The organism is Oceanobacillus arenosus, assembly GCF_003369575.1.
In the GTDB taxonomy this organism is placed as follows: domain Bacteria; phylum Bacillota; class Bacilli; order Bacillales; family Amphibacillaceae; genus Oceanobacillus; species Oceanobacillus arenosus.
Genome location: NZ_PIOC01000033.1, coordinates 127,093 through 150,261 on the forward strand (window position 1 = coordinate 127,093; position 23,169 = coordinate 150,261).

The following is a 23,169-nucleotide window of genomic DNA, read 5'->3' on the forward strand; positions in this document are numbered from 1 at the left end:
AAAAAATAGGTATTCCTTGTTAAAGGAGCACCTATTTTTTCAATGTTAGCTTTCTTGATTGTTGAATTAAATGTCCAACCTTTTTTAATACGGGCTCAATTGAATTTTCTTCTTTTATTAAATCATAGTCAGAAATATTGATTCTTAGGACTGGACAAGCATTGAAATTATTAATCCAATTGTCATAACGTCCGTACATTTCCTCCCAATAGGCTGTTGGCGTTCCCTTCTCCATATCACGTCCACGTATTTGAATTCTGTTCAAGATATCATCGAGGGACCCTTCTAAGTATATTAGTAAATCAGGGTGTGGAAAATATGGGGTCATCACCATTGCATCAAATAAATTCGTATAGGTATCATAATCAGTTTGTGACATTGTCCCATTATCATAATGCATTTTTGCAAAGATTCCTGTATCTTCATAGATGGATCGGTCTTGAATGAACCCACCACCATATTCGAAGATTTTCTTCTGTTCCTTAAAACGTTCTGCTAAAAAGTATACTTGCAAATGAAAGCTCCAACGTTCAAAGTCAGCATAAAATTTTTCTAAATAAGGGTTCGTATCTACTTTTTCGAAAGAGGTTTTAAAGTTTAATGCTGTTGCTAATGCCTTTGTCATGGTCGACTTACCGACACCAACAGTACCAGCGATTGTAATCACGCTATCGCTTGGTATTTGATATTTCTCACGGAAATTCATTGTTATTGCTCCTTTATTCATAGTGGCTAGTTTTCTCGTCTAGTTTCTTGCTCACTGAGGATATAATTTGATTTAAATCTGTTTGATGTCGTATAAAGTCAACTTTGTCTCCATTAATTCGGATGATGGGAATGTTAGGATGGAGAATCTCAAATTCATTCATATACTGCTCATAGTCCCTCGATAGCTGCTCTAGGTAGCTAACTTCGATTTTCTGCTCAAATTCCCTTCCACGCTGCTGAATTCGATTTAAAATCGTATCTAAGCTAGCATGCAAGTAAATCATTATATTTGGTGTCGGCATATCTTCCGTTAAAATACGATAGATTTTCTCATACTTCTCAAATTTATCTTGATCCAATGTACGTTTTGCAAAGATCATGTTTTTGGATATATGATAATCGGCAATGACCGGCTTATTCATTTTCAAATATTGAGTCTCAATATCCTCTAATTGCTTAAATCGATTGCACAGAAAGAACATTTCCGTTTGGAAACTCCATGCTTCGATATCATCGTAAAACTTGCTAAGGAATGGATTCTCCTCGACAATTTCTTGTAATAAATGAAATTGGAAATGGTTAGAAAGCTTCGTTGCAAGTGAGGTCTTGCCAATCCCGATTGGACCTTCGATTGCAATAAAAGGAACTTCTACCATACCCGCACCTCCAATCAATTCGTCATCTGAAATCAACGCTAAATATCTTACCATAGTTCGACAAGATATTCTATGAGAAAAAATGACACTTTCCATTAAGCGACTTTTTCTGTATAATATAATCTATCGTTGGAAAAATATGGCCTCGTAGCTCAGGGGATAGAGCATTGGTTTCCTAAACCATGTGTCGCAGGTTCGAATCCTGCCGGGGCCACTCTTTTAGTGCACGACTATTTATGAAAAGGAAAGTACAGAACGCTTAAATAACTAGACAGACCAGCCCTAATCCAATGGCTGGTCTGTTTTGTATTGTAAGATTGTATCCTCTGCTACAGAAGTGAACGCCCCTAGTATTGCATATATATCGCTGTTGATTGAAGTGGAAATCAACATTGCAACTAGAGCGGTTGCCTAAAAGTATCGCTAAGCTAAAATTTTCTAGGCAAAAGGGTTTATCTTGAAAGCAAATACTTTGAATTTGTCACGGAATGTTCTAAAATAGATAATAGTTACCGAAATGTTTTTATTATTTCGGTTAATATGAATTGTAATCGATTTCAAATTGGATGGAGTGATTGGATGGATATGCAGGTCATACCAGCAAGAGAAGGAAATCATAATTTACAAGACTACGATAACACTAGAAAAGACTTTTCATGGGAAGATATGAAAAAGAATTTTAGCTGGAATGAAACAGGGAAGGTGAATATGGCGTATGAAGCATTGGACCGCCATGCAGAGGACCCAACTAAAAGGGATAAGGTTGCACTATTATATTCTTCACCAGAGCGTGAAGAAAAAGTAACATTTGGAGCGTTGAGCAAGGAAAGTAACAAGTTTGCTAATGTACTAAGGAAATATAATGTCAGTAAAGGTGATCGTATATTTTTATTTATGCAGAGAAGTCCAGAGTTCTATGCTGCCTTCTTCGGCATATTGAAAATCGGAGCGATTGCTGGTCCACTATTTGAGGCATTTATGGAGCAAGCGGTAAGAGATAGGTTACAAGACAGTGAAGCAAGTGTACTCATTACGACACCTGATTTGATTGACAGGGTGCCACAAGCAGAATTGCCCAATCTAGAAAAAATTATTATCGTGGGCGACAATGTTGAGAAAAATGACCGATATATCGATTATAAACGGGAAATGGAGTCCGCATCTGAAAAATTCGCAATTGAGTGGGTTGATTTGGAGGATGGAATGATCCTTCACTATACATCTGGATCAACTGGAAAGCCAAAAGGGGTGTATCACGTACATCATGCGATGATTCAGCATTATGCAACAGCCCAGTGGGTGCTTGATTTAAAAGAGGATGACGTTTATTGGTGCACGGCAGATCCAGGTTGGGTAACGGGCACAAGCTATGGAATATTTGCACCTTGGTTGCTCGGTGTAACAAATGTAGTCCGTGGCGGAAGGTTCACACCAGACGATTGGTATCAAACATTGGAGAATAATAAAGTAACGGTCTGGTATACTGCTCCAACCGCACTACGACGTTTAGTAAGCTATGGGCAAGAGGTACTGGATAAATATGATCTGTCATCATTACGACATCTGCTTAGTGTCGGGGAGCCACTTAACCCTGAAGTAATTTCGTGGGGAATGAAGGCATTACATTTGCGCATCCATGATACATGGTGGATGACGGAAACGGGTGCACAGCTTATCGTAAATCTCCCGGCACTCGAAATTCGCCCTGGATCAATGGGCAAACCAATTCCTGGTATCGAAGCATCGATTGTTGATAATGAAGGAAATGAGATTCCGCCAAATCAAATGGGGAATTTGGCGATTAAAGCACCATGGCCAGCAATGATGCGGAAAATCTGGAATAACCCGAGTAAATATGAAAGTTATTTTATTAATGGCTGGTATGTTTCAGGCGATAGTGCATATAAGGATGAGGATGGTTACTTCTGGTTCCAAGGGCGTTTGGATGATGTCATTAATACTTCTGGTGAGCGTGTTGGTCCATTTGAAGTTGAAAGTAAATTACTCGAACATCCTGCTGTTGCTGAGGCAGGTGTAATCGGGAAGCCAGATCCAGTGCGTGGGGAAATCATTAAGGCGTTCATTACGCTTAATGACGGCTATGAGAATTCAGAGGAATTACTGGAAGATATTCGTAAGTTTGTTAAAACGGGACTCAGTGCACATGCTGCACCGCGAGAAATTGAAGTGAAGGATTCTATACCGAAGACGCGTAGTGGCAAGATTATGCGTCGATTACTTAAATCTTGGGAGCTAGGATTACCGACAGGAGATACGTCCACACTCGAGGAATAGCATGGAGACAATTGACTTTCGCTTAAACGTAAGCGGGAGTCAATGTCTTTTTAGTAGTTAAGAAAGTATATAATTTGGCTGAAGTATTTCTTATGCTGAAACAACCACGTCCAGCTCCAGCGAGACTTCCCTCTAAAGTGAAGGGGCATGTTTCCTTTATCTCCTACAGCTAAAGGCCTGGAAGTACACAGCTCAAACGGGCGCTTGCGCTTTTGTTAGTATGATAGTAATGAGTAAGAAATTGAGGTGAATAGGGGATGACTGATACAAATAAGATGGAAAAATTGCTAAAAACAGGTGAACCTATTCCTCTCTATCCAGACACATCCATCCCGATGATTCCCGGTGATGTGCTCTATTCGCATAAAAGGGCACTTTCCTCTTTTCTTGTCGGTCATGTTGGGTTGATAGGCGAAGATTACCGGGTTTATCATGTAAATCGCTGGGGAAATAAAGGCCACGCAGACAGTATGCCGATTTATCTTAGCAGACATAAAAAGGGAGAAAAGCTCACGATTTTAAGGTTTTCTAACCAAATCATTGCGAGGGCAGCAGCGGATTGGTCAATGGCTAATATCAGTAGTATTGATGCATATAAATACACAAGGGATTTGACCGACATTAAAAATAATTACTGCTCAAAATATATTTGGCAGGCCTATTACTTTGGAACGACTCCGAATGTAGATCTACTGGCTAATGATCTGGATGCAGAAAAGAAGCGGTATATTATGCCCTCTGGAATCTTCCGGCGTTTAGAAGTAGTAGGGAGCTTCCGGACAAGTGAATAAAAGAAAAAAGCGCTGAGCCCAGCACTTTAGCTAAAAAAACGTATGGAAAGAGGAATTTGGTAATATTCTCCGTTATATGACTTTAGTGCGGCGAGTATCGTAAATACAAACCCCATAATTCCGAGAATTGGCAGTAATACGATTCCAATCAATACGAAGACCAATATCCATGCGATAACTCCATAAATTGCATACGAAATGAAAAAGTTAAAGTAAGCTTTTCCGTGGAAATTAATGAAATCAGACTCATCCTTTTTAATTAACCAAATAACGAGTGGTCCTATAATTGCAGATACAAAGCTAAGTAAATAAATGAGAAGTGTGAGCGTTCTTTCTTCACTTGATGGCATTTGTGCAATCCCTCCTTGATGAATTTGGTTTTTGTTGACCATGTATTCATTTTAGCAAAGATAGTTAGGTGCTTAAAGTAATTTTATGAGTATTAAGAGAAAACATGAAGAAGTTTTTTAATTATCAAGGAAAAAAAGGAGATCGATAATAATTTCGATCTCCTTTTGCCTTTTACGCTGTAATATCAGCTGCTGGTCCAAATACTTCGAAGTGTATATCTGTAGCTGCTACATTATATTCCTTCAAGTTTTGGTATGTTGCACGCATGAACCCTTGTGGTCCACAGAAATAATATACTGCATCATTTGTCGGAAGAATGGTTGCTAACCAATCATAATCAATATATCCAACTTTATCACATTGTACGCCAGCTTCTGCAATGTCATATACGGTGTAGCTTGTTACGTTTTTATGCTGTTGCACAATCTCTTGTACGCGGTCTTTCATCGCGTGGAATTTGCTTGATCTTGCTGCATGGATAAAGATTACGTCACGACTTGGTTGTTCTTTAATTACCGTTTCAAGCATGCTAATCATTGGTGTTAAGCCAACCCCACCGCTCAGTAATATTAATGGATTCGTTTGGCGAGGTCTGCAGAAGAAATAAATGTAGGATTAGTCGTTAGAAGTCTAGAGAATGATTTTAATGTATTGGAATGCTTTGATCGTGGGGCAAATCATTGTGTAATATCCCCTGCATGTACGTTAAAGCATGCATTTAATAAGGCATTACATGCGTTTTTCCAAGTGCTCGAGCAATATACGGTACAAGATTTAATTAATAATGAGGAAGAATTGCGAGCGTTAATGGGAATAGAATAAGCCTGTTTTATTTTTTCCTAAGAGGGAAGAATCACTAATATATCTACAATAAAAAAGGAGAGATTCTTACTAATGGGTAAAAAAATAGCAACGGTTATTACAAATATGTTTGAGGACGTCGAGTATACAAGCCCTGCGAAGGCCTTTGAGGATGCCGAACATGAAGTTATTACAATCGGGGACGAAAAGGGAAAACAAGTAGTAGGGAAGAATAAGGAAGCAACCGTTACAATTGATCAAGGAATTGGTGATGCAGATCCAAATGATTATGATGCATTGTTTATTCCAGGTGGTTTTTCACCGGATCAGCTACGTGCAGATGACCGATATGTAGCATTTGCAAAACATTTCATGGATGAGAAAAAACCTGTTTTCGCAATTTGCCACGGGCCACAGCTATTAATTACTGCGAAAACGTTAGAAGGTCGCGATGCAACAGGGTATAAATCAATCCAGGTTGATATGGAATATGCGGGCGCGAAGGTAGTAGACAAGGAAGTTGTTGTTTGTCAGAACCAGCTCGTTACAAGTCGCCAGCCAGATGACATCCCAGCATTTAACAGAGAATCATTAAATCTTTTGAAATAGATAAAAAATTGCGCTATGACTTATTGTCATAGCGCAATTTTTCTCTTATAATTTTGTGATCTCAAATTGATCATTCAATAATAGCCAATTTTGTGGAAAGGCTAATCCGAGCTTCCAATAGGCAATCCCGCGTAAATTTACTTCACGGATAAGGTCAAACTTAGCTTGAATGGAGCGCGCATCCTCAAACCAAACTTCATGAATCTTGCCATCGTTCGCTGTGTATTGAAAGAATGGTGCCTGTGCTCTGGTATTATACTCAATCGCCACGTGATGCTTCCTTGCAATAGCGATTGCTTGTTGTGGACTGACGGCACGCGCGGCAGCTCCTCCTTCGACAAAAGGAAGGGTCCAATCATATCCGTATAAGTTTTGCCCTAATAGAATCTTCTCTGCTGGCATTTCTGTCAGTGCATATTCGACGACCTTTTTCACTTCAGGTAGTGGTGATACAGCCATTGGCGGACCATAGCTATAGCCCCATTCATAGGTCATTAACACAACAAAATCGGCTATTTTGCCAATTGCTCCGTAATCATGTGCTTCATATAGTGTGCCAGTTTGTGTGGCGCTTGTTTTTGGTGCAAGTGCGACAGATAGGAGTAATCCAGCCTGTGAGAAACGCTCCTTTGTCTTACGTAGAAAAGTAATATAGGCCTCACGATCTGCAGGAGGAATGAATTCGAAGTCAAAGTGTACGTCGGTGAATCCCCCTTTTGTCGCTGTGTTGACAATATTATCGAGTAGCGTATTCTGGACTGCCTGAACGGTTAGGATGATATGCATCAAATCTGAGTTAAAGGAGCCATCCTCCAAGTTTGTCAACACCAACATTAGTGCCGTATTATTTCTATTAGCAATGGTCTTTAGGTTTCCAATCGGTGGCGCATTCAAACTGCCATCACGATTGACGCTATAACTAAAATGGGCGAGATAGGTTAAATATGGCGTCGTTTTCGTTGCTGCATTTTCCAATGTCGTCGAAACTGTTTCACCAGATGGCTCAATATATGCGTTGGATGTAATGGCACGTTTAGGTAAGGGTGGAATATATAATCGAAATCCGACTGAGAGCGGATTGTTAACCCCAATATTATTAATCCGTGCTAATTCCTGAACCGTCATACCGAAGCTGCTTGCAATGGAATACAATGTATCGCCAGGTTGAACAAAATAAAACTGACCCACAATCGGAATAACTAACGCTTGACCAACGACGAGCTCACTTGGGGTATCCAGTTCATTGGCAGCGATAATACTATTGACAGATGAATGATATGTATTGGCAATTTCAAATAACGTATCCCCCCGTGCTACAACATGAATTTGCAAGATTATCCCCCCTTTTTTTAGGAATCTTTTACTATCAACTTATGATGCAGGGGGATAAGATATACCAGTTAGAATGCGTCAATATTTGCCTTCATTACAGATTTCATTAAATTCAATGCGTAACGATTATTATCCTTGTCCTCCGATGCCATGCAATTCTCAGGAATCGACATCGTGAATTTATACATATAGGCATCCTTCGCTGTAAACAAAACACAGATATCACCTGCAATACCAGCAATAATTAAATGGGTTCTCCCCAAATCGGAAAGCAAGGATTGCAATGGCGTTTGGAAAAATGCAGAATGCTGTGGTTTAATTAGGAAATAATCATCATGATCAGGTCTGAGTGTTTCAATTATTTCCCGGCTTCGGTCATTTTTACAATGCTCAATGATTTTATGAAAGTCTGCTTGCCATATTCTATAATGATCATTAACATAAATGAGAGGGAGATTATTTTCCTTTGCAAACTTCTTTAGTTTCATGAGATTTGGTAAAATTTCTTTGGTATTACGTAGTAAATTATTGCCACCATCGAAGTCAAAGTCATTGATAATATCGATAAATAAGACGGCAGAATTTTCAAGTGAAGTATTCATATATTTCTCCTTTTATTAGAAAACTTATATCTATAACTATTTCCTATAAAAACTATAATGAAACGTTGGGATACAAATGAATGATGAAAAATTTATGCGGGCTGCAATCGAAGAAGCAATGAAAGCAGAAAAGATTGACGAGGTTCCAATTGGAGCCGTGATTGTGTATCAGGATGAAATCGTTGCGTCTGGATATAATATCCGCGAAACATCGCAAACAACCTTATCCCATGCAGAACTGATTGCAATCCAAGAAGCGAATCAAAAAATGGGCAGTTGGCGGTTAGAAGATTGCACTCTTTATGTGACCCTTGAACCTTGTCCAATGTGTGCAGGTGCGATTGTTCAGTCGCGGATCAAGCGTGTTGTGTTTGGAGCACCTGATCCTAAGGCTGGATGTGCAGGAACGTTGATGAATTTACTGGATGAGTCAAGATTTAATCACCAGGTTGAGCTTACGAGTGGAATACTTACGGAAGAGTGTGCAATGTTGTTAACGAATTTCTTCCGTGAACTAAGAAAAAGGAAAAAATAGTCGAAATCCGGTTATTTCCATTGCAATATTTTTTCAATATGGCTATAATGGAAACTACCGTGCTAAGCGGGGAGGTAGCGGTGCCCTGTACTCGCAATCCGCTATAGCGAGGCTGAATTCCCATCTTAGGTGAGGCGATTTTATGGTCTGCCTTAAGGAATTGGTGTTGACGCTCAGGTCCTGCGCAATGGGGACCCATGAATCCTGTCAGGTCCGGAAGGAAGCAGCAGTAAGTGGTCATCTCTGTGTGCCGCGGGATAGCCTAGGCCGAGCCATGAACTTAAGTAACGCATAGGATCGTCACATCGACGATGGGTGCACGGCATACATAGACTTTTAACCTCTTTGTCATTTCATACATTGACAAAGGGGTTTTATTTTACAAATAATTAATTGTTTTCATCTAGGCAGTTCACATTCATAGTAAAAATCGGGTATAATTAGAAATAGATCATAGAGGAGAATTTGTAAAATGAGCTATCAAGCTTTATACCGCGTATATCGCCCTAGACAGTTTAAGGATGTTGCAGGACAATCACATATAACACGTACATTACAGAACGCAATTGTGCAGGAGAAATTCTCGCATGCTTATATTTTTTCCGGTCCAAGAGGGACGGGAAAAACGAGTGCAGCGAAGATTTTTGCGAAGGCAATTAATTGTGAGCATGCACCGGTAAAAGAACCATGTAATGAATGTGATGCATGTCGTGGTATCCAGGATGGTTCTATTTCGGATGTTATCGAAATTGATGCTGCATCTAATACAAGTGTGGATGATATTCGTGAAATTCGTGAAAATGTTAAATATGCCTCAAGTGTCGTTCCTTATAAAGTATATATTATTGATGAGGTACACATGATCTCGAACAATGCATTTAATGCGTTGTTAAAAACGTTAGAGGAACCACCGAAGCATGTCGTATTTATACTAGCAACGACTGAGCCACATAAAATCCCACTGACAATTCTTTCGCGATGTCAGCGTTTTGACTTTAAACCAATCTCGAATCAAGCGATTGTTGACCGAATGCAAACTGTTATTGATGCGGAAGAGGTTTCGGTAACACCTGAAGCGTTAGAAACAATTGCGATAGCGGCCGAGGGTGGAATGCGTGATGCACTAAGTATTCTTGATCAGGCGATATCATATAGTGATGATACCGTTGAATTGGATGACGTATTAGCAGTAACAGGCGGCGTCTCCCAAGGTGTCTTAACAGATATTGTTAAAGCAATGTATGAGAAAGATGTCCAGCATTCAATTGAACTATTGAATAATATTATCCAAGGTGGGAAAGATCCGGGACGTTTTGTATATGATCTGATATACTTTATGCGTGATTTATTGTTATATAAAAGTGCTGCCTCTTTAGAAAGCTTACTTGAAAGAGCAAGAGCAGATGAGCATTTTCAAGCGTTAGCGGAATCAGTATCCATTAGCTGGATTCAGGATGCGATCATGCAATTGAATCATTGCCAGCAAGAAATTAAATGGACGAATAGCCCTAAGGTCTTTATCGAAATCACAATACTAACAATTACGAATCGTTATCATGAACAGGATCAATCCGATACAATCGTTCATTCTGATGTTGTAATGAAGCTTACACAGAAATTGACTCAGCTTGAAAAAGAACTAACCCAATTAAAGGAAAATCCAGTTGTTTCTGCACAACCAGTGGAAACACGGGAAAAGCGAAGAGCGCCAGCAAGATCCTCGAAAAACGGTTATAAGATTCCGTTTGAAAGAATCCGTGAAGTACTAAAAGATGCCGAAAAACCAGCATTGAAAGATGTGCAGTCCAACTGGGCAAACTTCTTAAGTAAATTAAAAACGATGAATGCACCTGCACACGCAACGATTCTCGATAGTAAACCTGCAGCGGCCTCGTCCAGTGCACTTGTCGTTTCTTTTAAATATGAAATCCACTGTTCCCTTTTCCTAGAACATCGGGAAACCGTTGAATCTGTACTAGCGAGTGTATTGGATAAGCAATTAACAATCATTCCAATTCCAGACAGGGAATGGACGGAGTTACGCAATGATTATATTAACAATCATGAGAAACCAACAGAACAAAAAGAAAATGAAGCCGACCCCGTAGTGGACGAAGCAAGAAAGCTGTTTGGTGAGGATTTAGTAGAAGTACATGAATAGAAGAAAAGTATAGCGGGCTTGCCCATGTGAAACTAGACAGGGAAAAGTAAACATGCTTAATAACAGAAATAAAATATATGTATATATAAAAGGAGGTATTTTCCATGAAGGGAAATATGAATAACATGATGAAGCAAATGCAAAAAATGCAAAAGAAAATGATGCAAGCACAGGATGAGCTTCATGAAATGGCATTTGAAGCATCTGCTGGCGGCGGAATGGTAACAATTTCTGCTAACGGAAAGAAGGAAATAACAGATATTCAAATTAAAGAAGAGGTTGTTGATCCAGACGATATCGAAATGTTGCAGGACCTTATTGTCGCAGCAGTAAATGATGTAATGAAGCAAGTAGATGACAAAACAAATGATACGATGGGACAATTCACAAAAGGACTAAATGTTCCTGGAATGTTCTAATCTAAGGATAGGATTGGGCTGATAGCTGTAGAGATACCATTATCAGCCACATATCGTGTTAGGCGCCAAGCGGCAAATGCATCTTGCATACATTTGCTGCTGTCCAGGCGTTTCTGCTTTACAAGTAGGAGGCATATGAATGTATTATCCAGAACCAATTTCAAAACTAATTGATAGTTTTACAAAGCTGCCAGGGATTGGACCAAAAACAGCCGTCCGTCTGGCATTTTTTGTAATAAACATGAAAGATGACGATGTGTTCGATTTTGCGAATGCATTGGTAAATGCAAAACGCGAACTAACACATTGCAGCGTATGTGGCAATATTACTGACCAGGATCCATGTTTGATTTGCCAGGATAATTCTAGGGACAATTCGATTATCTGTGTTGTTCAAGATCCGAAAGATGTGATCGCTATGGAGAGAATGAAGGAATTTCGTGGGAAATACCATGTGCTTCACGGTGCGATTTCACCGATGGATGGAATTGGACCAGAGGATATTAACGTTCCTTCATTGCTTAATCGCCTAAAAGATGAAGAAGTGAAGGAAATAATTTTGGCTACCAATCCGAACATCGAAGGGGAAGCGACTGCGATGTATATTTCCCGTCTCGTGAAACCATCTGGAATCAAGACAACAAGAATTGCCCATGGTTTACCAGTAGGTGGGGACTTGGAATATGCGGATGAAGTAACATTATCGAAGGCATTAGAGGGAAGACGAGATTTGTAGATGAATAGAAGTATCCGTACAATTTGGGCTGTCGCCTAAAGCTTTTAGACAGCTAAGTTTTTTAAAAGTTAGGTGAAGCTTACATGGCTAGGAAGAAAATAAAGAAAAAAGATGTCGATGGGGAATTATTAGATGCTATTGCTATGTTGGAAAAGGAATGGAAACATATCGAGTCCATCTTTGAAATGAGTATTGAACCAACACAGAGCGGTCTTCAAAGTGTAAAGCTTGCGCAGGCAAAATATTTATTCTTACTGCGTGAAGCTAGATATCGGAGAGTTAGTGCGTTTAGAACGCAGCAATAGTTTAGTAGAATCGTCTATATAAACAATCGGAACTAGGGCCAGCCTCGATGCTGGTTTTTAGTTCTTTTTTCTCCGTCTTGCTCATATGTACTAAGTAGGACAGGAAAAGGGAGTTGATATACGATGGTTTCTATGATTGTGATTGGTATAAGTATTGCATTAATTATGATTTTACTCTTTGTTGGTACACCTCTTAAACCAATGCGATTTATTGGACAAGCAATTGTAAAGCTGGGGATTGGTGTTTTACTATTATTTTTCTTTAATGTGGTTGGCGGTTACCTCGGTCTTCACATCCCTATCAATCTATTTACCGCAGTCGTTTCCGGATTCTTAGGGTTGTTCGGCGTCGCATCGCTTGCAGCAATTCATTTGTTTATTCTATAAATTCCCTTATTTTTTGTATAGATTCCGTTAGATTAGGAGATACTGTTTTCTAACGGAGGTGGGGAGAATGGAACAATTGAATTCCATTAAACGCTGTGGGATTTGCGAGGAAGAGAAGCGGGAAGGAATCCATTTATACAATTTTTTTATCTGTAGTGAATGTGAGCATAATATGATTCACACGGAGCCAAGAGAAGAGAAGTATAATTACTATCTGCAAAAATTAAAGAATATCAGTCAACCGACATTATTTTCATAGAATATCCGGGGTCTTTGCTTGCAAAGGCTTTTTTTCTTGCCTAGATAACGTTAATATAATGGTACATAAAATTGAAGGGGATTTTTTAAATTGCACTTGGATCAAAATAAAGTACCACTTTTTCATCGATTGAATCAATTTAAGGCAAGGAATCCAATTTCCTTCCATGTTCCAGGACATAAGAATGGGACGGTTTTTCCAGATTTTGCGCGAGCTTCATTTGACTCAATGTTAGCGATTGATTATACAGAGCTTTCAGGACTGGATGATTTACATGCACCAACAGAGGCGATTGCTGAGGCAGAGACGTTGGCCGCCGATTTCTTCCAAACAGATCAAACCTTTTTTCTTGTTGGTGGAAGTACCGCGGGAAACTTGGCGATGATATTAGCAACATGTACAGCAGGCGATAAAATCATCGTTCAACGTAATTGTCATAAATCCGTTATGAATGGGTTGGAATTAAGTGGTGCCAAACCAGTGTTCATTGCACCGATATATGACGAGGCAGCCCGCCGTTATACGAGTCCAAGCATTGCTACCTTAGAGGAAGCGCTGAGGCAGCACTCTGATGCAAAGGCAGTTGTGCTTACCTATCCAGACTACTTTGGGAAAACCTATGATTTAAAGCAAATGATTGACATGGCCCATCAGTATCAAATCCCAGTTTTGGTTGATGAAGCACATGGGGTTCATTTTTCATTGGGAGATCCATTTCCACAATCAGCACTAACACTTGGAGCAGATGTCGTTGTCCAGTCTGCACATAAAATGGCACCAGCAATGACGATGGCCTCTTTTTTGCAATTTCAATCATCGCTTGTTTCCAAGGAAAGAATCGCCCATTATTTACAAATCATCCAGTCTAGTAGCCCTTCCTATCCGTTGATGGCTTCTTTAGATGTTGCCCGATATTTTTTAGCGACGTTATCTGAGGAAATGATGGAAGCAACGATGCAAAGTGTCAAATTAGTAAGGGAGATTCTGAATGATTCTGAATACTGGGATATTTTACCAATTACGAAAAGTGACGATCCTTTGAAAATCACGTTCCACGTGAAACATTGGCAATCTGCAAAGGAAATTGCTACGTTTTTCGAAAAGGAACATATTTACCCAGAGCTTGTGACACATAATCAAATATTGTTTATTCACGGACTATCACCATTCAAGGAACTATCACGATTGAAGGAAGCGGTAAACCTTGTGAACGAGCAATTAATAGGAAATTCAAGTACAACTGATAACGTACAATATACAAATGAAGCCAATTGGTTTTTAAGTGGACCTCACTGCAAAAAAGTATCAAACCATGCTACAATAGATATAACAACAAAGAATATCCATTCGATTCAAGGGCTGGAATTATCTTATCAAGCAATGAATCAATTACAATATGTGCAGGTTCCTTTTATGAAAGGAATTGGCGAAATAGCTGCGGAGGCTGTTATTCCATATCCACCAGGGATACCTCTGATCCTTAAAGGGGAACGGATTACAGCAGAGCATGTAGAAATAATCGAGCAATTACAGAATCAGGGTGTCCGGATCCAGCAACGGGATCAAGGCATTAAGATATTTGGCAAGAGATAAGGAGATTTAATACGTGGACGGACACTTTATTACATTTGAAGGCGGCGAGGGTGCTGGGAAGACTACCATTCTTCACACCTTAAGCAACAAGCTACAGGAACAAGGACATGACGTAATTGCAACACGGGAGCCTGGTGGAATTGATATTTCCGAGCAAATTAGAAAAATCATTCTCGATCCGCAAAATACGAAGATGGAAGAGCGTACAGAAGCATTATTATATGCAGCCGCCCGCAGACAGCATTTAACGGAAAAGGTCCTTCCAGCATTAGAGCAAGGTAAGATTGTATTATGTGATCGATTTATCGATAGTAGCCTTGCATATCAGGGCTATGCAAGAGGGCTAGGCATTGATGAAGTATATGCAATCAATCAATTTGCGATTAAGGATTGTATGCCAACATTAACTTTATTTTTTGATATTGCACCAAAAAAGGGATTAGAGCGCATCGCGTCGAATAAAGATAGAGAAAGAAATCGATTGGATTTGGAGAATCTTGCATTTCATGAGCGAGTTTATGCAGGATATCAAATGCTTATCCGAAAATTTCCAAATCGAATTTCAACCATTAACGCTGATCAATCGTTGGAAGATGTGGAACGCGATACATTAGCAAGGATTGATGCATATCTTAAAAAAGTAAAATAGATTGAAGATATAGGTTTTACAACTATTCAAAGGGAGATGATGGAACGTGAAATTAATCATGGCAGTAGTCCAAGATAAAGATTCAAATCGCCTTGTGAACGCATTAGGGGAAGGGAATTTCAGAACAACGAAACTTGCAACAACAGGTGGGTTCTTAAAGGAAGGGAACACCACATTGATGGTTGGATGCGAAGATGAGAAATTGGACGATGCATTGAAAATTATCAAAGATAATTGCTCACAGCGTGAACAAATGGTTGCACCAATCTCACCAATGGGTGGCAATGCAGATTCCTACATTCCACAGCCTGTTAAAGTAGAAGTAGGCGGAGCAACAGTATTTGTTCTACCAATCGAATCATACTTTCAGTTCTAGAATAGAAAGGGGACTGTCCATATGAAAATCACGAGTGAAATGCAGACAAAGACAGAGCCAAAATATATTCGTCAGACTGCAACGGATACACAAGCATTTAACAAGATGGTACAGTCCCAAACAACGAATTTAAAGCAACAGGAATTAGAACGGTTAGTGAAGGATATAACCTTACAAGGAAACAAGCTCGCTCGCTTCCGTACATTTCGCGATTTAGCAAAATTTAAACGAATGATTAAGGATTTTCTAGGAGAGGCCGTATCAAATGGGTTAGAGCTTCAAAAAAAGCATAGCTTCGGTTTAACTGGACATAATCAAAAGTTAACAACTGTAAAAGAAATTGACGAAAAATTACTCGAACTAACGGAGCAAATAATGAATCAGGAAAGAAAGACAGTAGATATCCTTGGACTGATTGGTGAAATTAAAGGGTTACTGATTAATTTATATACGTAATAGACAATTGTTGAGATACATGGAAATATTGAGGACGGGTACTTATGAAAACATGGTCTGAAGTTGCTGAAGTCCAACCACTTGCAAGTAAAATTATTACGAATAGCATCAAGAAAGGCCGCATTTCTCATGCTTATCTACTCCAAGGAGAACGTGGAACAGGTAAGGAAGCAATTGGTTTATTGATTGCAAAGGGCCTCTTTTGTGAACATAAAGTTGGCGTTGAGCCTTGTAACGAATGTACAAACTGTAAACGAATCGACTCGCATAATCATCCAGATGTCCATTGGATTGAGCCAGATGGAGCATCAATCAAGAAGGAGCAGGTGGAGAACTTACAAAAGGAGTTTGCCTATTCCGGACTTGAATCCAATCAGAAGGCATATATCATCAAGGATGCAGATACTTTAACCGTCAATGCATCGAATCGAATTCTAAAGTTTTTGGAAGAGCCTAGTAAACAAACGACTGCCATCATGTTGACAGAGAATGGTCAATCGATTATTCCAACGATCAAGTCTCGTTGTCAGGTGATTGAATTAAAGCCTTTGAATCCTCGCTTATTTCAACAACAATTAATTGAAAAAGGGATGGCAAAGGAGACGGCAATTCTCATGAGTGCATTGACAAATAATTTGGATGAAGCCATCTCTTGGAATGAAGATGCATGGTTTGCAGAAGCAAGAAAGTTAATGGTACAATTGATTGAAATATTTACAGGAAAGCATGAAGATGTTTATCTATTTATCCATAGTCATCTACTGCCGCATTTTAAAGAGAGAGCGGAGCAGGAAAGAGGACTAGATTTATTGCTCTTAGCTTTAAAAGATATTCTTTACTTCCATATTGGAAATGAAGCAGCGATGGTGTTCTTTAGTCCGAATGATGATTTGCTTGAAAGGGCATCTATGACTTTTTCACAGGAGAAACTAATAGAAAGCTTAGATGCTGTCTTACATGCAAAGCGGAAATTGAAGCAAAATGTTCAGCCAACATTAGTAATGGAACAACTGATGCTTCAAATACAGGGGTGAAAAGTTAATGATAGAGGTTATTGGTGTCCGCTTTAAAAAGGCGGGTAAAATATATTATTTTGATCCAGGATCAGGCAATATTGCTTTAAATAGCTATGTAATTGTTGAAACCATCCGTGGTGTTGAGTTTGGGAAAGTTGTGGTTACGAATAAGCAAGTAGATGAAGAAGATGTCGTTCTTCCTTTAAAGAAGGTCTTACGAGTTGCCGATGATAAGGACAAACTTGTAGTTGTCGAGAATCAAGAGCAAGCAAAGAAGGCATTCCAGGTTTGTACCAATAAGATTGGCGAGCATAAGCTGGATATGAATCTAGTAGAAGTAGAATATACATTTGACCGCAATAAAATTATTTTCTATTTTACTGCAGATGGTCGTGTTGACTTCCGTAATTTAGTAAAAGACTTGGCATCAATGTTCAAAACACGTATCGAGCTTCGGCAAATTGGGGTTCGTGATGAAGCGAAGATGCTAGGCGGGATTGGTCCTTGTGGAAGAATGCTTTGTTGTTCCACGTTTTTGGGCGATTTCGAACCCGTATCAATTAAGATGGCGAAGGATCAAAATCTTTCCTTAAATCCAGCAAAAATTTCCGGATTATGTGGTCGTTTAATGTGTTGTTTGAAATACGAAAATGATGATTACGAGACAGCAAAACGAGAATTGCCAGACATTGGGGAAGCAATTAAGACTCCATATGGCAAAGGAAAAGTTGTTGGTCTCAATATTCTTGAAAGACTCATCCAAATTGAAGTGCCTGAAAAGGAACGGGTGATTGAATATACACTAGACGAACTAATTGAAGAAGGAATAGTAGCTCAGGGCCACAAAATGAAGAGGTGAGTGGGCGTGAACAACAGGCAAATATTTGACCAAGTATCTGATATGGAGAAGCAAATTGGTGAATTATATGAGCAGCTTGGGGATCTCAAGGGGAGACTTAGTGCTCTACTTGAGGAAAACCATCGATTAGCCATGGAGAACCATAATCTTAGAAATCACTTGGATCATATCGAGGAAAGTAAGATAGATACGGCGAATGATGATAAAGCGCCTGCGAAAAAGAATAAACTTCCGAGTGAGGGCTATGATAATTTAGCAAGATTATATGATGAAGGCTTTCATATTTGTAATCTGGAATTTGGTAGTCCACGTCGAAATGAAGATTGTATGTTTTGTCTTGAATTCTTTGATAAAACGAAATAGAATGTTTAGCTGTCTCATGGGTATGAGGCAGCTTTCTTTACATAGAACAGGAGAATCACATGGTACAGTTATATGATGATGAACGATTAGATTATTTATTAGCAGATGAAAGCATGCAAATCATCCAGAGTCCTACTGCATTTGCCTTTTCCCTTGATGCGGTGCTGCTTGCAGATTTTGCCTCCATACCGTTAAAGCGAGGCACCATTCTAGACCTGTGTACAGGTAATGGTGTTATTCCATTGCTATTATCCAGGAGGACGGTGGCAACTATCACCGGTGTTGAAATCCAGGAACGTATATTCAATATGGCAGAAAGAAATATTGAACTGAACGGGTTAAATGATCAATTACAGGTGATCCATGGTGATTTGAAAGAGATGCAAGCAGTGATTGGACAGAGCTCATTTGATGTCGTCACATGTAATCCACCTTATTTTCAGACGCCATCAGCAAATGAATATAACCATAATGAATATTTAACGATTGCACGACATGAAATCTATTGTACCCTTGATGACGTAGTAAAGGCATGTAAGCTCCATGTCAGGCCTGGTGGCAAGGTTGCTATGGTTCACCGACCAGGAAGACTCGTTGACATTATTAACGCTTTCAGGCAATATCGAATTGAACCGAAGCGGCTGCAGCTCATCTATCCGAAAAAGGGAAAAGAAGCGAATATGCTATTAATTGAGGGAATTCGCGATGGAAAGGCAGATTTGAAAATTCTCCCCCCATTATATATATATAATGAAGATGGAACATATACAAATGAGGCAAAGGAAATTATATATGGAAGAAAATAAACATATTGTCTATATGTTGCGATGCAAGGATAATACACTTTATACAGGATATACCAATGATTTAGAGCACCGGCTCAAGATGCATACAGAGGGGAAAGGTGCAAAGTATACTAGAGGACGTGGACCGTTTAAGGTTGTTTATATTGAGAAATACGACGAGAAGGAAAAGGCAATGCAACGGGAATACCAGATTAAACAATTAACCCGAAATGAAAAAATGCATCTCATTCGAAATTGGCTGAAAGAAGTGATACAAAATGAAAATACAAAAGAGCTTTGATGATGAAACATTGGGGACAATCTATGTTGTACCAACACCAATTGGAAATTTGGAGGATATCACTTTTCGTGCATTAAAAATATTAAAAAGTGTAACGATCATTGCTGCCGAGGATACAAGGAATACAAAGAAATTGCTAAATCACTTTGAGATTCAGACGCCACTTATTAGTTACCATGAGCATAATAAGCTATCAAGGGAAGATCAATTACTTGTCCGAGTTGAAAATGGCGAATCGATTGCGATTGTAAGCGATGCAGGAATGCCAGCTATTTCTGATCCTGGGTTTGAATTAGTTGAAGCAGCAATCAAACGGGATTTAAAGGTTGTTGTCTTACCTGGGGCAAATGCAGCATTATGTGCATTAGTCGGTTCGGGATTGCCAGCGAGTGAATTTTATTTTTATGGATTTTTACCACGGAAGAAGAAGGATAAGGAATCAGAATTAGAGCGATTAAAGCAATTAAAAGCAACCTTGTTATTTTATGAATCACCATATCGAATAAAGGATACATTGACGGCAATTAGTGATACGCTTGGCAATCGACAGGTCGTGCTTGCTCGTGAATTGACAAAGCGATTTGAAGAATTTGCACGTGGTACTGCAGGAGAACTCTTTACATGGGCAAGTGACCATGAATTAAAAGGGGAATTTTGCATTGTTGTCGAGGGCAATGATGCGGATACGGAGGAAGTGACGGACATTTGGTGGAGTCACTTATCTGTCTTGGATCATGTCAACTATTACATCGATGAGAAGCAATTATCGAGTAAAGATGCAATCAAGCAGGTTGCGGTAGATCGTAAAATGCATAAGCGTGAAGTTTATCAAACATATCATGTGGAATAAATTAAAATGAAAGAGAGCTGACGTGCTTGTGCAGGCGTCAGCTCTCCTTATGACTTAGTGTTATCTTATTCTAGCAGATACATTTCGTTCTGGGTAGTTAAGAAAGTGTAAAACTCTCTTACTACATAAGTGCAACCAAGTTTTCTAATAAATATAATACCCATTCTAAAAAAAGTTAATCATTTTAATTGTGATTCGATTTCTTCCATTAATATCTTTATACCTTTAGGGCTTAAAATGATCTTCCCATCAGCTAAGGAGATATTATCTTCGGAGACATCCCCAGTAATTTGGCAGATCATATTTGGTTTATATTTTTTGAGAATAATTTTGTCGTTTTCTACGTAAATTTCTACTTCATCTTTTACATTAATCTCTAGGGTGCGGCGTAGTTCGATTGGGATTACAACACGACCAAGTTCATCTACTCTACGAACAATTCCAATTGACTTCATTTCTGACCTCCCCCCAAATAAAGTTCCTCTATGTTGTCAGAAAAAATCAAAATTTCTATTTCCGCCTTGGTGGTTAAGAAAGTATACAAACTTTCTTACTAAATAAGTGCAACTAGGGCTGTCACCCAAAGGCTTGGCTAAACCTTAGTTTTCTAAAAATAGAATAGCAACATTGTTTTTTGATGTCAATCTATTAAGCTGAAATATTAATCTATTCTAGAGTTATTTTTATTTTTGGGAGTTTTCTAAAAATAGTCGCTTATTGGGGGAATAGATAGTAATGGGTAAAACATTGTTTAACCGTTATTCTCATTGGCAATCATTATTATAACGCAGTATTTGGCAAATTACGTTATAATAGCTACAATAGAGATAACATATTTATTAGGATTGGATTGGAATTTAGGAGGTAAAAGAATGTCAGAAGATAAGAAAACATTTTATATTACGACACCAATATACTATCCAAGTGGAAAATTACATATTGGAAATGCTTATTCTACAATTGCATGTGACGTAATGGCAAGATATAAACGGATGCAGGACTTCGATGTTTTCTACTTAACAGGTAGTGATGAACATGGACAAAAAATTGAAAATAAAGCGAATGAATTGAACATTACACCACAGCAATATGTTGATAATATGGCAGAGGGAATGCAAAGCCTATGGAAACTGCTTGAGATCAGTAATGATAAATTCATTCGTACGACAGACCCAGTTCACAAAAAGGTTGTAGCGGATATCTTTGAACGTTTCTTGGAGCAGGGTGATATTTATTTGGACCAGTATGAGGGCTGGTATTCTATTCCGGATGAAACCTTCTATACCGAGTCACAATTAGCTGATATCGAGCGTGACGATGCTGGAAATGTTATTGGTGGAAAATCACCTGATAGTGGACATCCAGTAGAATTAATCAAGGAAGAATCCTACTTCTTCAGAATGAGTAAGTATGCGGATCGTTTGTTGGAATACTACAATACACATCCAGACTTCATCCAGCCTGAATCTCGTAAAAATGAAATGATTAACAACTTCATTAAACCAGGGTTAGAGGACTTGGCTGTATCTCGTACGGTATTCTCTTGGGGAGTAAAGGTACCGAGTAATCCGAAACATGTTGTATACGTATGGATTGATGCATTATCTAACTATATTACGGCACTTGGATACGGCACAGATGATACAACATTATTCGATAAATACTGGCCAGCAGATGTGCATATGGTTGGAAAGGAAATTGTTCGTTTCCATACGATTTATTGGCCAATTATGTTAATGGCATTAGATCTTCCACTTCCGAATAAAGTCTTTGGCCATGGCTGGTTATTAATGAAAGATGGAAAAATGTCGAAGTCAAAAGGAAATGTTGTCTATCCAGAAATGCTAGTGGAACGCTATGGCTTAGATGCGCTTCGCTATTATTTGATGCGTGAAGTTTCCTTTGGTAGTGATGGGATCTTTACACCAGAAGACTTTGTTTCTCGAGTCAACTATGATTTAGCAAATGATCTAGGAAATCTATTAAATCGTACGGTTGCAATGATTAACAAATATTTAAATGGAGAGATTCCAGCGTATACTGGCAATATTACTGCATTTGATGAAGACCTGAAAGCTACCGCAGAGAAAGTAATTATGGACTATCAAGAAGAAATGGAGAAGATGCAATTTAGTAGTGCACTTAGCCATACTTGGACATTAATTTCGCGTGCAAATAAATATATAGATGAAACTGAGCCATGGAAATTGGCAAAAGAAGAGAGAAAAGAAACGGAACTAGCAAGTGTAATGGTTCATTTAGCGGAAAGCTTACGCATAGCTGCGATTCTTTTGCAACCATTCTTGACCCATGCACCGAAGGAAATCTTTGCACAGCTTGGTGTTGAAGGAGAAGCGGCGAGAGACTTCTCAACGGTTCATTTTGGAGAATTCCCATTGAATACGAAGGTTGTCGAAAAAGGCGTACCAATTTTCCCGCGTTTGGATATGGAGGAAGAGATTGCTTACATTAAAAAGCAAATGAATGGCGGTACTACTCCAAGCACAGCTTCGGATGAAGCTACGAATTCATGGGATCCAGCAGAAACGGAATTGGTTTCAGCGAAGGAAAAGCAAATTAAATACGATGATTTCGATAAAGTAGAATTGAAGGTTGCAGAAGTAATTGACTGTGGCAAGGTAGAAGGTGCTGACAAGTTGCTTAAATTCCGCTTAGATGCCGGTGATAAAGCACACAGGCAAATCCTATCTGGTATTGCAGAATGGTATCCAAATCCAGAAGCATTAATCGGTAAGAAGGTCGTAATCGTTGCTAATTTAAAACCACGTAAAATGCGTGGTGAAATTAGCCAAGGAATGATTTTGTCAGCTGAAAAAGACGGAAAACTGCAAGTAATTGAAGCACCAGCAGAAGCTGAAAATGGCAGTGAAATTGCCTAATAAAAAAATAGAAGAAAATACCCTGCTAGCATTTAGCAGGGTGTTTCCTGTTCATTTGGAACGGATCATACTAG

General features: G+C 39.0%; 28 protein-coding genes, 1 tRNA gene, 1 other RNA gene and 1 pseudogene. 24 read left to right on the top strand and 7 right to left on the bottom strand.

Annotated elements, in window-relative coordinates; genetic code table 11:
* Window positions 1–31 precede the first annotated feature (31 nt).
* Both CWR48_RS19830 and CWR48_RS19835 read right to left on the bottom strand, forming a co-directional pair.
* On the bottom strand, window positions 32–706 hold the full coding sequence (locus CWR48_RS19830; protein ID WP_115775021.1) for a deoxynucleoside kinase: 675 nt from the start codon (window positions 704–706) through the stop codon (window positions 32–34).
* Window positions 707–719: 13 nt separating this feature from the next.
* A complete protein-coding gene (locus CWR48_RS19835; protein WP_115775022.1) occupies window positions 720–1,364 on the bottom strand; it encodes a deoxynucleoside kinase in 645 nt (214 codons plus the stop codon).
* A 141-nt stretch (window positions 1,365–1,505) separates the two neighbouring features.
* On the opposite strand from CWR48_RS19835, the gene CWR48_RS19840 reads away from it, so the two are divergent.
* The 3 genes from CWR48_RS19840 to CWR48_RS19850 all read left to right on the top strand — a co-directional run bounded on the left by CWR48_RS19840 (window position 1,506) and on the right by CWR48_RS19850 (window position 4,450).
* Window positions 1,506–1,578 (top strand) — tRNA-Arg (locus CWR48_RS19840).
* A gap of 365 nt (window positions 1,579–1,943) precedes the next feature.
* Window positions 1,944–3,659: an acetate--CoA ligase gene (acsA, locus tag CWR48_RS19845; protein ID WP_115775023.1), complete on the top strand. Its 1,716-nt coding sequence runs from the start codon at window positions 1,944–1,946 to the stop codon at window positions 3,657–3,659.
* A 257-nt stretch (window positions 3,660–3,916) separates the two neighbouring features.
* The gene (locus CWR48_RS19850) at window positions 3,917–4,450 is read left to right on the top strand and encodes a hypothetical protein (protein WP_115775024.1); all 534 of its coding nucleotides are present in this window, start codon (window positions 3,917–3,919) and stop codon (window positions 4,448–4,450) included.
* A 26-nt stretch (window positions 4,451–4,476) separates the two neighbouring features.
* On the opposite strand, the gene CWR48_RS19855 is transcribed toward CWR48_RS19850, so the two are convergent.
* Together CWR48_RS19855 and CWR48_RS19860 are read right to left on the bottom strand one after the other, a co-directional pair.
* Window positions 4,477–4,800 carry a DUF4870 domain-containing protein gene (locus CWR48_RS19855; RefSeq protein ID WP_115775025.1) on the bottom strand — a complete coding sequence of 108 codons (324 nt, stop codon included), beginning with the start codon at window positions 4,798–4,800 and terminating at the stop codon, window positions 4,477–4,479.
* 172 nt (window positions 4,801–4,972) lie between these two features.
* The gene (locus CWR48_RS19860) at window positions 4,973–5,410 is read right to left on the bottom strand and encodes an NO-inducible flavohemoprotein (RefSeq protein WP_342772485.1); all 438 of its coding nucleotides are present in this window, start codon (window positions 5,408–5,410) and stop codon (window positions 4,973–4,975) included.
* Between CWR48_RS19860 and CWR48_RS19865 the strand changes: the two are divergent.
* Both CWR48_RS19865 and CWR48_RS19870 read left to right on the top strand, forming a co-directional pair.
* Window positions 5,378–5,623: pseudogene (locus CWR48_RS19865) on the top strand (RrF2 family transcriptional regulator); the annotation flags it as partial. The gene CWR48_RS19860 and the pseudogene CWR48_RS19865 sit on opposite strands and share 33 nt — an antisense overlap.
* 72 nt (window positions 5,624–5,695) lie before the next feature.
* A complete protein-coding gene (locus CWR48_RS19870) occupies window positions 5,696–6,211 on the top strand; it encodes a type 1 glutamine amidotransferase domain-containing protein (RefSeq protein ID WP_115775027.1) in 516 nt (171 codons plus the stop codon).
* A 45-nt stretch (window positions 6,212–6,256) separates the two neighbouring features.
* Here CWR48_RS19870 and CWR48_RS19875 read toward each other — a convergent pair whose 3' ends face one another.
* Together CWR48_RS19875 and CWR48_RS19880 are read right to left on the bottom strand one after the other, a co-directional pair.
* Window positions 6,257–7,543 carry a glycoside hydrolase family 18 protein gene (locus CWR48_RS19875; RefSeq protein WP_115775028.1) on the bottom strand — a complete coding sequence of 429 codons (1,287 nt, stop codon included), beginning with the start codon at window positions 7,541–7,543 and terminating at the stop codon, window positions 6,257–6,259.
* A gap of 68 nt (window positions 7,544–7,611) precedes the next feature.
* On the bottom strand, window positions 7,612–8,145 hold the full coding sequence (locus CWR48_RS19880) for a cysteine hydrolase family protein (RefSeq protein WP_115775029.1): 534 nt from the start codon (window positions 8,143–8,145) through the stop codon (window positions 7,612–7,614).
* A 76-nt stretch (window positions 8,146–8,221) separates the two neighbouring features.
* Here CWR48_RS19880 and tadA point away from each other — a divergent pair, with 76 nt between their 5' ends.
* From tadA to rsmI, 18 genes are all read left to right on the top strand, one after another.
* Complete coding sequence (tadA, locus tag CWR48_RS19885; RefSeq protein WP_115775030.1) at window positions 8,222–8,680, top strand: tRNA adenosine(34) deaminase TadA; 459 nt, start codon at window positions 8,222–8,224, stop codon at window positions 8,678–8,680.
* Window positions 8,681–8,737: 57 nt separating this feature from the next.
* An RNA gene (ffs, locus tag CWR48_RS19890) (signal recognition particle sRNA large type) lies at window positions 8,738–9,003 on the top strand.
* 149 nt (window positions 9,004–9,152) lie between these two features.
* Window positions 9,153–10,841 (top strand): DNA polymerase III subunit gamma/tau, encoded by a 1,689-nt coding sequence (dnaX, locus tag CWR48_RS19895; RefSeq protein ID WP_115775031.1) that lies wholly within the window; start codon window positions 9,153–9,155, stop codon window positions 10,839–10,841.
* Window positions 10,842–10,945: 104 nt separating this feature from the next.
* Window positions 10,946–11,260 carry a YbaB/EbfC family nucleoid-associated protein gene (locus tag CWR48_RS19900; protein ID WP_115775032.1) on the top strand — a complete coding sequence of 105 codons (315 nt, stop codon included), beginning with the start codon at window positions 10,946–10,948 and terminating at the stop codon, window positions 11,258–11,260.
* 139 nt (window positions 11,261–11,399) lie between these two features.
* Entirely contained in the window at window positions 11,400–11,996 is a 597-nt protein-coding gene (recR, locus tag CWR48_RS19905) for a recombination mediator RecR (protein ID WP_115775033.1), read from the top strand.
* 83 nt (window positions 11,997–12,079) lie between these two features.
* Entirely contained in the window at window positions 12,080–12,301 is a 222-nt protein-coding gene (locus CWR48_RS19910) for a YaaL family protein (protein ID WP_115775034.1), read from the top strand.
* A gap of 123 nt (window positions 12,302–12,424) precedes the next feature.
* Window positions 12,425–12,688, top strand: coding sequence for a pro-sigmaK processing inhibitor BofA family protein (locus CWR48_RS19915; protein WP_115775035.1), 264 nt, complete (start codon window positions 12,425–12,427; stop codon window positions 12,686–12,688).
* Window positions 12,689–12,755: 67 nt separating this feature from the next.
* Window positions 12,756–12,947, top strand: coding sequence for a sigma factor G inhibitor Gin (locus CWR48_RS19920; RefSeq protein WP_115775036.1), 192 nt, complete (start codon window positions 12,756–12,758; stop codon window positions 12,945–12,947).
* 90 nt (window positions 12,948–13,037) lie between these two features.
* Entirely contained in the window at window positions 13,038–14,540 is a 1,503-nt protein-coding gene (locus CWR48_RS19925; RefSeq protein ID WP_115775037.1) for an aminotransferase class I/II-fold pyridoxal phosphate-dependent enzyme, read from the top strand.
* A gap of 13 nt (window positions 14,541–14,553) precedes the next feature.
* On the top strand, window positions 14,554–15,189 hold the full coding sequence (gene tmk / locus CWR48_RS19930) for a dTMP kinase (protein WP_115775038.1): 636 nt from the start codon (window positions 14,554–14,556) through the stop codon (window positions 15,187–15,189).
* A 46-nt stretch (window positions 15,190–15,235) separates the two neighbouring features.
* A complete protein-coding gene (locus CWR48_RS19935) occupies window positions 15,236–15,565 on the top strand; it encodes a cyclic-di-AMP receptor (RefSeq protein ID WP_115775039.1) in 330 nt (109 codons plus the stop codon).
* A 21-nt stretch (window positions 15,566–15,586) separates the two neighbouring features.
* Window positions 15,587–16,021 carry a YaaR family protein gene (locus CWR48_RS19940; protein ID WP_115775040.1) on the top strand — a complete coding sequence of 145 codons (435 nt, stop codon included), beginning with the start codon at window positions 15,587–15,589 and terminating at the stop codon, window positions 16,019–16,021.
* Between the two features lie 44 nt (window positions 16,022–16,065).
* Window positions 16,066–17,055, top strand: a complete 990-nt coding sequence (gene holB / locus CWR48_RS19945; RefSeq protein WP_115775041.1) for a DNA polymerase III subunit delta' — start codon at window positions 16,066–16,068, stop codon at window positions 17,053–17,055.
* Window positions 17,056–17,062: 7 nt separating this feature from the next.
* Window positions 17,063–17,896, top strand: coding sequence for a PSP1 domain-containing protein (locus tag CWR48_RS19950; protein ID WP_115775042.1), 834 nt, complete (start codon window positions 17,063–17,065; stop codon window positions 17,894–17,896).
* Between the two features lie 6 nt (window positions 17,897–17,902).
* Entirely contained in the window at window positions 17,903–18,259 is a 357-nt protein-coding gene (gene yabA / locus CWR48_RS19955) for a DNA replication initiation control protein YabA (RefSeq protein WP_115750588.1), read from the top strand.
* A gap of 59 nt (window positions 18,260–18,318) precedes the next feature.
* On the top strand, window positions 18,319–19,065 hold the full coding sequence (locus CWR48_RS19960) for a tRNA1(Val) (adenine(37)-N6)-methyltransferase (RefSeq protein ID WP_115775043.1): 747 nt from the start codon (window positions 18,319–18,321) through the stop codon (window positions 19,063–19,065).
* A complete protein-coding gene (locus tag CWR48_RS19965; protein ID WP_115775044.1) occupies window positions 19,052–19,345 on the top strand; it encodes a GIY-YIG nuclease family protein in 294 nt (97 codons plus the stop codon). Before CWR48_RS19960 ends, CWR48_RS19965 begins: the two co-directional genes overlap by 14 nt.
* Entirely contained in the window at window positions 19,323–20,195 is an 873-nt protein-coding gene (gene rsmI, locus CWR48_RS19970) for a 16S rRNA (cytidine(1402)-2'-O)-methyltransferase (protein WP_115775045.1), read from the top strand. The genes CWR48_RS19965 and rsmI overlap by 23 nt, the downstream gene beginning before the upstream one ends.
* A 179-nt stretch (window positions 20,196–20,374) precedes the next feature.
* On the opposite strand, the gene CWR48_RS19975 is transcribed toward rsmI, so the two are convergent.
* Window positions 20,375–20,650 carry an AbrB/MazE/SpoVT family DNA-binding domain-containing protein gene (locus CWR48_RS19975; RefSeq protein WP_115775046.1) on the bottom strand — a complete coding sequence of 92 codons (276 nt, stop codon included), beginning with the start codon at window positions 20,648–20,650 and terminating at the stop codon, window positions 20,375–20,377.
* A 417-nt stretch (window positions 20,651–21,067) separates the two neighbouring features.
* On the opposite strand from CWR48_RS19975, the gene metG reads away from it, so the two are divergent.
* Window positions 21,068–23,095, top strand: coding sequence for a methionine--tRNA ligase (gene metG, locus CWR48_RS19980; protein WP_115775047.1), 2,028 nt, complete (start codon window positions 21,068–21,070; stop codon window positions 23,093–23,095).
* Window positions 23,096–23,169: the final 74 nt, after the last annotated feature.